This is a genomic window from Blautia sp. HCP3S3_D9, from assembly GCF_052063845.1.
Taxonomy (GTDB): Bacteria; Bacillota; Clostridia; order Lachnospirales; family Lachnospiraceae; genus Blautia_A.
The window spans coordinates 1-3,323 of sequence record NZ_JBQHWS010000219.1; the positions used below are offsets into that span (position 1 = coordinate 1).

1 protein-coding gene and 1 pseudogene are annotated in these 3,323 nt (G+C 43.6%); both read right to left on the reverse strand.

The annotated features are described in order from the left end of the window. Nucleotides 1-3,171 (reverse strand): annotated as a pseudogene (locus ACTNES_RS20135) (hypothetical protein); the annotation flags it as partial. Further along, nucleotides 3,089-3,323: DUF6783 domain-containing protein (locus tag ACTNES_RS20140; protein ID WP_441040503.1), on the reverse strand; the 235-nt coding region annotated here is incomplete at its 5' end. The gene ACTNES_RS20140 and the pseudogene ACTNES_RS20135, both read right to left, overlap by 83 nt.

Consider the following 3,323-nt stretch of genomic DNA (forward strand, 5'->3'; position numbering starts at 1 on the left):
GTAATATTCATCAGCGGAAAGATAGGATGCGGATACTGCACCGTAATCTATAACTGCCTGCTTGATTGCCTGATTATCCAGGGCATTCTTTCGCTCAGGGATAAAAATAATCTCATTTACTTTAAGTGCAGGTGTGAAAGAGCCATATGATGCTGATGAGATATTTTCGTAAGGAGCCTGCCATTCATATACAGGACCGGATCCGCGTGTAAGATAGGCAGCAGCCATGGAAAAACTGCCGCCGTCATCATAGTTACGGTCAAAACCTGTGGAGGAAGAACTGCTGCTTAACTGGTAACCCATGTGGAATTCCGAGAAATCGTGAGCGTTGGGATTATCGGAGTACGGATTTAGAGCCAGGGCTCTGGAATATGGTCCGTAGTAATATTTCTTACCTATAAGGACGTATGCCCGAACTTTATATAATGGATTTACGGAGTCGAATGGCACAGGCTCATAATATTCATAATATTCCTCAGCATCAGGACCATTAGGTATATCCGAAATTTTATAGTATTTACTGCTCTGACTGTCTGCACGGTAAATAAAGTATCCGGTGACATAAAGCTGGTGTTTCCATTTCACTGTGACACCGCCATCCTGTTCAGTGACAGAAGTCAGGCTGACCTTTGGAACTGCAGTCTGGCAGACGTATCCGGTGGAACTGTAATCACCCAGAGAAATTTTACTGCCAAGCTTACGGTATGGGCGGACTGCATAATCATAGACTGTTTTGGGAACTGCAGTTTCGTCAGTGTAATACAGTCCGGAGAATTCAATATCTTCCAGTTTTGTCCATTTGGAGGTACCTTTCTTGCGGCGGTAAATACGATAGCCGTCGGCGCCTGGAACTTCGTCACATACAAGATTTATGACAACATCTTTTTTCGGCTTTTTAACTGTAGGGCGTTTGAGCTTTGCTGTACCGGTCAGGCCTTTGGTGTTATATTTACTGTAGACTTTCTTACCGTTCTGGAAGGCATAGGACTGTACGGTATACAGGTAGGATTTTTTAATCAGTCCGGTGTTGTCTGTATAGGATGTACGGGAAGAGGAAACTGTTGCGATTGCTTTCCATGAAGCCCCTGACTTATTTTTTTCTTTGCGGAGAATCCGGTACCCACTGACATTCTTTATTTTTTTCCAGGTGATGGTAACCTCATGAGAGGATTTGATTTTTTTTAATGTCGGTTTTGCAGAAGTGACAGGAGTTCCTGATTCAATATTTATGGTCATCTGGCAGGTTCCAAGAATCTGCCATGTATTGGTATCCAGGATGGAAAAAGATGCTTCTGTCCTGGTTCCTGTGGGATTTACGAGAGTAAAGTAGTCATCTCCGGGTGTGTACAGCAGTTCATCGCTTGCAAGGATTGCTGCCGGTGTATCCAGTTGCTGATGAAAGTTTCCCAGCTGGTCGAATGAAATTTTTCCTGCCTGATCAGCGTTGACTGTGCATGTATGCTGAGGGAAGAACAAGGTATCCTTCAGAACTGTGCATCCTGTGGTATCAACGCTGACCAGAGAATTAAAACGGCAGTCAAGGCTGTCAAGTGACATAAGTCCGGTTATATTTAATGAGGAAAGGCTGTTGTTACATAGCTGAACAGATTCCAGTTTGGTGTTGGAAGTAAGGTCCAGAAAACGGATACCTGTACCCATACAGACCAGTTTGGTAAGTTCTGGATTTCCGCTGAGATCCAGTTCAGTGATTTGAGGAAGATCTGTACATCTCAGACTTTTCAGTCCTGTAAAATAGGCCAGATCTGAAGGAAATAGCGGAAAACCTTCGTCAAAAGAAAGGGAGGAAACTTCCTTTAGATACTCGCGGGACAGCATATGATCGTCTGTCAGTGGATAGTTCTCCTGCATTTGATGAAACAGCGCAGAGGACTGGAAATCATTTTCAAGCAGATATCCAATGTAAATGATTTGTGTGCCATATTGTTCTATGCCGGCACTGGTAAATCTGCGGCGGATTTTTACCGGATTTAATTTATTAACAGCGGTCAGCCGGTAAGAAGTATCGATCATACCATTTTCTGTTACAGTGATATCTTCGGGTGAAGCAAACTGAGACAGATCATAGAATTCCATAGGAGTACGGATCACGTTATCATTGCAGATCAGTTCCTCGAGAGGACAGTTGCGAAGATCAGGCCCCAACAGCTTATTGCCGGAACAGTTTAGTTTCTTCAGCGATGAAAAACCGGAGAGATCCAGTTTAGTGAGAAGATTATTCTGGCAGTAAAGGGTATTCAGTGATCTAGTGTACGGCAGTTTCAGAGTCTGTATACTGTTGGAAGAACAGTCCAGATCTTTTAAACTGGAAAGGCGGCTTAAGTTCAGGGTATCCAGGAGATTCCCGGAACAGATAAGCTTTTCCAGTGATGGCATAGATGTAGGTTTAAGGGCGAGCAGGTTACAGTTGCTGCAATCTAGTTCTTTCAGTTTGGAAAAACGGGAGAAATCAAAATCATCAAGCACAACAGAAGAAATGTTCAGTTTCTCCACAGAAGGACTTTTTGGAAGACTGATGGAACTGTTGCTCCCGCAGCTGTTAAAGGAAATGTCCAGATCTTTCAGCTTTTTGCAGGAGGAGAGATCCAGACTGAGCAGATTGTTGTGGGAGCAGTTCAGAGATTTCAGAACTGTGTTGGCTGATACATCGAGAAACAGCAGTTCATTGCCGGAACAGTCCAGGGTCTCCAGGTTGTAAAAATATTCGATGCCTTCCAGAGAATCGACTGACATGGAAGGAATAGTGATTTTTGTGCATACGGAGATTTCTTCGTCAGAGAGAAGTCCATCGTGATCCGTATCAAGGTTTTCGGAAATCCATCTTCGGAAAACAGAGTCTGCAAATCCACTGTCGGCAGTGATCGGAATGGAATTTTCGGATGGTTTGCGTGCGGGGGTTGCCTGAAAGGAACCTTTGTCCGAAGAAATATTTGGATCATCGCTTCCGCCGGAAGAAAAATCAGGTGCTACAGAAGAATTTTCAGAAGCAGATACATCAGAAATGCCTGTGTCGTATGCTGTTTCATCAGAGGTAATTTCGTCTGAAAATGCCGGATCATCGGGTGTTTCGTCAGAGAATGCCAATGGTTCCTGAATACTGGTAAGGGTTAGAAGTGAGCATAAAGTAAAGGCCAGAAATTTTTTCTTTTTCATTATGTAATCCCTCCTTGTTTTGAGTGTTTTTGTGTACATCAATTTCCAAGCACACTCTAGAGCGTGTTTGAAAAATCATTCCCGCAATCTGCACGCCCCATTTTGTGGTATATCTGTCTCTTATACACATCTGACGCTGCCGACGACCTACC